We start from the raw sequence: 6,579 nt of genomic DNA, 5'->3' as shown, positions 1-6,579 counted from the left end.
ATGTGTATTTTTTCATCAGCTGTAAATTTAACCATAGAAAAACTGCACCTCCAATTGTTAGACGGTGTCTAACAATTGGGGTGCAGTTCAAAATCCGCTCTTTTTTATTTATCTTACTATTTTCAGGAGAATTATATGAATAATGCTTTTATTAATGAAAACTTCATGTAATTTTTTCTGGAATATATGTGAAACATTGTATAAAATAATCAAGAAAGCCAAAAATTATAGGGGGAAAGTTGTGAAGAAAAATAAGAGTTTAATAAGTTTTTTAGGAGTGTTTATTATGTTGTTTTCTTTTTATTTTCAAGGAAACGTACAGGCAGATGTAAATACTGTTCAACCTGGAAAAATAAAATCAGGAAACGTAACGGTATGGGAAGTTGGAAATGTAGCGAAAGTGTTAGCTGATGTAGAGCGCTTAAATTTAAATACAGTAAATGTACCGATTCAAGTAGATATTCCGAATGTGACTTCTACTAACATGGTAATTAATCAGGCGCAAAAGAAACAGGCTATCATTTTAATTCAAGAATTATTAAAGCGTAATATTCAAGTTATAGTGGAACCGTTCCCATATATTCAGCAGGGGAATGTTGGAGAAACAGAATGGAATCCAAGTAATATTAATGATTTCTTCTGGAATTGGAAAACGGTTATTCTACAAGATATTTTTAATTCTATTACAAGTAAATACAATGTGTATGGACTAAAGATTGCTTCTAATTTCGTTAATATGGAATATGCAGAAGGATATTGGAACGATACGATTAATTTTGTCCGTCAGCAGTATAAAGGAAATGTTTTGTATCAAATGAACTGGTGGTTAACAGCAAGCTGGGACCCTTCTTATGAAGCGAAGTTTAAAGAGAAAATAAATCGTCCGTATTTAAAAAAGGTGGATATTGTTAGTATCGATAGTTGGTTTGAAGTTTCAGGAAAAAGGAATCCACCATACGAAGAAGTGAAGCAAAGTTTATTCGCGACAACAGTATATAATCGTGGACAAAATGTTGTTCAACAACTGGAACAATTACATAATGCAACAGGAAAGCCAGTTTATTTTGGTGGATTTAACGTACCAGCGCGTGAACTAGGACTACAAAATCCATGGAATCCAGATGTTTCAAATGTATTTTCAAAAGATGTACAATTAAATGGCTGGCGCGCTTACCGAGATGTATTAGAACCGAAACCATATTTTAAAGGTTTTTCAATTTGGTTTATTGGCTCTAATGATAGTACACATGCGTATCAAATACATAGTAAAGAAGCAGAGGCAGTTATTAACGGATGGTATCGAAAATAAATTTTATAAAATAGGTAAGTTTTGAAGTTTCCTACATATATTTCTAGTGAAAGGCCTTTCACCATCTTATCACCTAGGGGGCAATCATAATGAAATTTTTGTCTTACCTTACAGTAATTTTGGTGATTCTTGGCGGTTTGAATTGGTTGTTTGTAGCGTTAGATTACAATGTAGTTGAGAAATGGTTTGGTTCTATGCCGGCGCTTGTGGACACTATTTATTGGCTCTTTGGTCTTTCTGCTATTTATCAAATTTTTGATCGGTTCTTTACGGACAATTAGCTATTATTCTTCTATTATTAAAGTGTTAAGTACGATTATGTACTTAACACTTTTTTATATGTTTACATATAGTATGCACGTGCAAGCGATTCCATCGCGTCTTGAGACATAATATTAGAAAAGAAATTGACCGTATATTGTATTGTGGGTTATAATTCAGAAAGTTTAAAAAATAATAAAATGAGAAATAGGGAGGTCATCCGGGTGATGGAGAGAGTGTATAATTTTTCTGCAGGACCATCAATACTCCCTTTGCCAGTTTTAGAGAAGGTGCAAAAGGAGCTTTTAAATTATAACGGGACAGGCATGTCTATTATGGAAATGAGTCATCGATCTTCTTATTTTCAAAGTATTATTGATGAAGCGAGTAGCCTGCTTCGTGAATTAATGAACATTCCTGATGGGTATGAAGTTTTATTTTTACAGGGCGGTGCATCATTACAATTTTCTATGATACCGTTAAATATAATGAATACGTACAAAAAAGCAGGTTATGTACTGACTGGCTCATGGTCTAAAAAGGCACTGCAAGAAGCAGAAAAAGTAGGGGAAGTACAAGTGATTGCTTCTTCTGAACAAGAGAAGTTTACTACGATTCCTAAATTGGATGGTTTACTCGGTAATGAAAAACTAGATTATGTACATATAACAACGAATAATACAATTGAGGGGACAAAATATGTGGATATTCCACATCTCGAAGAAGTGCCGCTAGTTGCGGATATGTCCTCAAATATTTTATCAGAACGATATGATGTTACGAAGTTTGGCCTCATATATGCGGGAGCACAAAAGAATTTAGGGCCAGCGGGCTTAACGATTGCTATTATAAAAAAAGATTTAATTGGCGGGGCAGATCGCTCTTGTCCTACAATGCTAAACTATGAAACTTATAGTAAAAATAACTCCTTATATAATACACCGCCATCCTTTAGTATTTACGTAACGAAGCTTGTACTAGAGTGGTTAAAAGAACAAGGCGGGGTATCTGCGATTGAAGAACAAAATAGAATGAAATCGTCACTTCTTTATCATTTCTTAGATGAATCTAAATTGTTTACTTCACCAGTTGATCCTACGTATCGATCACTTATGAACATTCCGTTTACAACACCGTCAGAAGAATTAAATAATCAGTTTTTACAAAAAGCGAAGGAACGCGGGTTCGTTACGTTAAAAGGACATCGTTCAGTAGGTGGCATGCGCGCTAGTATTTACAATGCGATGTCAGTGGAAGGTGTGCAGCAATTAGTAGATTATATGAAAGAATTTGAGCTTAAAAATAGATAGGGAGATGGGGATATGTTTCGTGTTCAAACGTTAAATCAAATTGCAGAAAAAGGTTTGCAAGTTCTTGGCGGAGAGCGCTATGAAGTAGGGGATAGAATGGATCATCCAGACGGCATTTTACTTCGCAGCTATTCTTTACATCAAGAAGAGTTTTCAAAAGATTTAAAGGCGATTGCAAGAGCTGGTGCGGGTGTAAATAATATTCCTGTCGATCGATGTACGGAAAAGGGAATTGTAGTATTTAACACGCCAGGGGCTAATGCGAATGCCGTAAAGGAACTTATTATCGCAAGTCTTATTATGTCTTCACGTAACATTATTAATGGAGTAAGCTGGACGAAAAATTTAGAGGGTGAAGAAGTACCTCAGCTTGTTGAATCAGGGAAAAAACAATTTGTTGGATCAGAAATTGCGGGGAAACGTCTAGGGGTTATTGGTCTTGGTGCAATTGGTGCTTTAGTCGCGAATGATGCGCTAGCTTTAGGAATGGACGTTGTCGGATATGATCCTTACATTTCAGTTGAAACAGCTTGGCGCCTTTCTACACATGTGCAAAGAGCGTTTAGCCTAGATGAAATTTTTGCAACGTGTGATTATATTACACTTCATATTCCTCTTACGAATCAAACGAAGGGGATTATTGGTGAACATGCTATAGAGACGATGAAAAAAGGAATGCGTCTATTCAATTTCTCAAGAGGGGAACTTGTAGATGAAAATGTTCTTCAAAAAGCGTTAGAAGAAGATGTTATTACACATTACGTAACGGATTTCCCGAATGAAAATGTGATTAAGATGAAAAATGTAACAGCGACGCCCCATCTTGGTGCATCTACATCAGAATCGGAAGAAAATTGTGCAGTAATGGCTGCACGTCAATTACGTGAATATTTAGAGACAGGAAATATTCGTAATTCAGTCAACTATCCTAACGTAGAACTTCCGTATATCGGAAAGAAACGTATTACAATTATGCATCAAAACGTTCCGAACATGGTAGGACAAATTACAGGATGTTTAGCAGAACATCATATAAATATTGCGGATATGATTAATCGTAGTAAACATTCTTGGGCGTATACAATGATTGATATTGATAACGGAATTGATGATATAATTAAAGAGAATGTAGTGGAAAATATAAGCAAAATTTCAGGTGTTGTAGCCGTTCGAATGATTGTGTAAAGGAGAGAGGAAGTTGGCAAAAATCCGACCGTTTCGGGCCATTCGTCCAGTAGAAGAAAAAGCAGCACAAGTTGCGGCTTTACCGTATGACGTATTAAATAGTGAAGAGGCAAGAGAAGTTGTAAAAGGCAATCCGTATTCTTTCTTACACGTTGATAAAGCAGAAATCGATTTAGATCCGGCACTTTCACCGTACGATGATCGCGTATATGAAAAAGCGGGTGAAAATTTAAAGCAATTTATACGAGAAGAAGTGTTCATTCAAGATGAGGAGCCAGCATTATACATTTATGAGCTGACGATGCAAGGAAGAACGCAGTCAGGACTTGTCGTTTGTACATCTATTGATGAGTATGATGATGATACAATTAAAAAACACGAAAGAACGCGTCATGAAAAAGAATTAGATCGCATCCGTCACGTTGATGTGTGTGATGCAAATACGGGCCCTATCTTTTTAACGTACCGTACAAAAGATGAAGTGAAACGTTTCATTAGCAGCTGGAAAGAAGAACATGCGCCAATTTATACATTTACAGCAGAAGATGGCGTTGAGCATGTTGCTTGGAAGGTTGCAGATGAAGGTGTAATTGCCACTTTAGTAAACGCATTTGAAGATATTCCGAACTTGTACATTGCAGATGGACATCATCGCTCTGCATCAGCAGCAAAAGTAGGACTTATGCGAAGAGAACAAAATCCGAATTATACAGGAGAAGAGGAATTTAATTTCTTCTTATCCGTTCTATTCCCTCACGATGAATTATCAATTTGGGACTATAACCGAGTTGTGAAAGATTTAAACGGCTTATCAGAGGAACAGTTTTTAAAGCAAATTACGCAGTATTTTTATGTAGAAGAAGCAAATGTTTCTCCGTATAAACCGAATGAGCCGAAAACATTTGGTATGTATATAAACGAGAAGTGGTATAAGCTCACTGTGAAAGAGGAAACGTTTGATGCGAACGATCTTGTGAAAGGTTTAGATGTGTCTATTCTGCAAGACCATCTATTAAGCCAAGTACTTGAAATACATGATCCGCGATCTGATTCACGCGTCGATTTTGTAGGCGGAATACGCGGGTTAGAAGAACTAGAGCGCCTTGTGAACAGCGGTGCATATAAAGCAGCGTTCTCATTATATCCAACGTCAATGGAAGATTTATTAGCAATCGCAGACGCTGGGGAAGTCATGCCGCCAAAATCAACGTGGTTTGAACCGAAACTGCGTAGTGGGTTGTTTGTACATTCTTTAAAGTAAATATAGACTTCTTTAGATTGAAAAACCGAAATGATTTTTAGTTTCGGTTTTTCTTATTTTAAAAGTGTTTTCGAGGAGGGGTATCAATGAAATTGCAAGTAGGCGAAAAAATCACCTTTGAGCGAACGTTTACAAGAGAAGATGTTGTTTTATTTACAGAGGTATCTAAGGATGAGGGAGTTCATCATGTTACACCTGATGAACAAGGGCGATTTGTTGTACAAGGACTTTTAACATCAACACTGCCTACGAAAGTTGGCGGTGATTATAACGTATTAGCTCGCAAGATGGATTTTGAATTTTTACGTCCCGTTTTTAGTGGGGATACGATTCGATGTGACGTAACAATTGAAAAATTTGAACCCGATGAAAAAAATCGTACGAAGATTATTGCGATGTTTACATGTATGAATCAACTTGAAAAAGAAGTATTGAAGGGGAGTTTTTCAGGGATTATTCTTTAATTGGTAGGAGAAGTAATGAATAAGTGGGGGCCCATGCCTCTCAGGCTTAGAGTTTTAATTCCCACCCATAACGAAAATTTTATGTATTATACTCTGTTCTTTTCTTAACGATTAGAAAATAGTTGAATAAGCTCGTCAATAAAAAGGACATTCTTAGTATTACAAGAAATGTCCTTTCCACTAAATTATAGGGTATTTTGCTAAATTTCAAATTCTAAAATTAGTTTACTAGTTTGACCTGTAAACTGATAGTTATAGGACCCTCTCAGACTTTCTAAGTTACCGGTAGCTTTAATAATTGTTCCTGGGGAATCTAAATTTCCTTTATCAAATATTCCTTGCTCTATAGCTGTAAATGTTCCTTGTTGCCCCTTATAAATTCCTTCAAAGTGTAAAAATCCAGAAATTTTAGCGGTAGCCAAGTGACCATCATTTATATTTGAGTCTAAATAATATAATAAGTATTCAACAAAAGCTTTTCCTTTTAATTCCCCATCAATATCATATTCAACATGGGCAATATTAATAGGGAAATCTTTTCTAGTATCATCAATTGGTTTTTCATCCCATTTCCTTACTGTAAATGTTACTTCCATACACGTAAATCCCCCTTTATCATTAGATAAGTAATCTCCATATCATTTAAAAAGTAACAATTCCCAGTCATATCTCATAGGAGTGTTTTTATTGATTTGAGTCCTGCCATATCACTATCAAGCTAATAAAATAAAAATACGCTAGGGTCAGGAAAACATAATTATAAAACTTATGGCTTTACTTATTGAAAGT

General features: G+C 35.7%; 7 protein-coding genes. 6 read left to right on the top strand and 1 reads right to left on the bottom strand.

Going from position 1 to position 6,579, the window contains the following annotated elements:
- The first annotated feature begins 241 nt into the window (after positions 1-241).
- From DPQ31_RS16020 to DPQ31_RS15995, 6 genes are all read left to right on the top strand, one after another.
- Positions 242-1,309, top strand: a complete 1,068-nt coding sequence (locus DPQ31_RS16020) for a glycoside hydrolase family 113 (protein ID WP_208730694.1) — start codon at positions 242-244, stop codon at positions 1,307-1,309.
- Between the two features lie 89 nt (positions 1,310-1,398).
- Complete coding sequence (locus DPQ31_RS16015) at positions 1,399-1,590, top strand: DUF378 domain-containing protein (protein WP_000670800.1); 192 nt, start codon at positions 1,399-1,401, stop codon at positions 1,588-1,590.
- A 207-nt stretch (positions 1,591-1,797) separates the two neighbouring features.
- On the top strand, positions 1,798-2,880 hold the full coding sequence (serC, locus tag DPQ31_RS16010; RefSeq protein WP_208730693.1) for a 3-phosphoserine/phosphohydroxythreonine transaminase: 1,083 nt from the start codon (positions 1,798-1,800) through the stop codon (positions 2,878-2,880).
- A gap of 12 nt (positions 2,881-2,892) precedes the next feature.
- Complete coding sequence (locus DPQ31_RS16005; RefSeq protein WP_000490241.1) at positions 2,893-4,065, top strand: 3-phosphoglycerate dehydrogenase family protein; 1,173 nt, start codon at positions 2,893-2,895, stop codon at positions 4,063-4,065.
- Positions 4,066-4,078: 13 nt separating this feature from the next.
- Positions 4,079-5,326, top strand: coding sequence for a DUF1015 domain-containing protein (locus tag DPQ31_RS16000; RefSeq protein WP_001063058.1), 1,248 nt, complete (start codon positions 4,079-4,081; stop codon positions 5,324-5,326).
- An 86-nt stretch (positions 5,327-5,412) separates the two neighbouring features.
- Positions 5,413-5,790 carry a hotdog family protein gene (locus tag DPQ31_RS15995; protein ID WP_000776365.1) on the top strand — a complete coding sequence of 126 codons (378 nt, stop codon included), beginning with the start codon at positions 5,413-5,415 and terminating at the stop codon, positions 5,788-5,790.
- 200 nt (positions 5,791-5,990) lie between these two features.
- Here the strand turns inward: DPQ31_RS15995 and DPQ31_RS15990 are convergent, their stop codons facing one another.
- The gene (locus DPQ31_RS15990) at positions 5,991-6,386 is read right to left on the bottom strand and encodes a DUF3224 domain-containing protein (RefSeq protein ID WP_000454076.1); all 396 of its coding nucleotides are present in this window, start codon (positions 6,384-6,386) and stop codon (positions 5,991-5,993) included.
- Positions 6,387-6,579: the final 193 nt, after the last annotated feature.

The organism is Bacillus sp. COPE52 (genome assembly GCF_003355115.1).
GTDB lineage: Bacteria > Bacillota > Bacilli > Bacillales > Bacillaceae_G > Bacillus_A > Bacillus_A toyonensis.
Note: the sequence above shows the minus strand (reverse complement) of the source record. Positions and strands in the feature narration are given on the sequence as shown.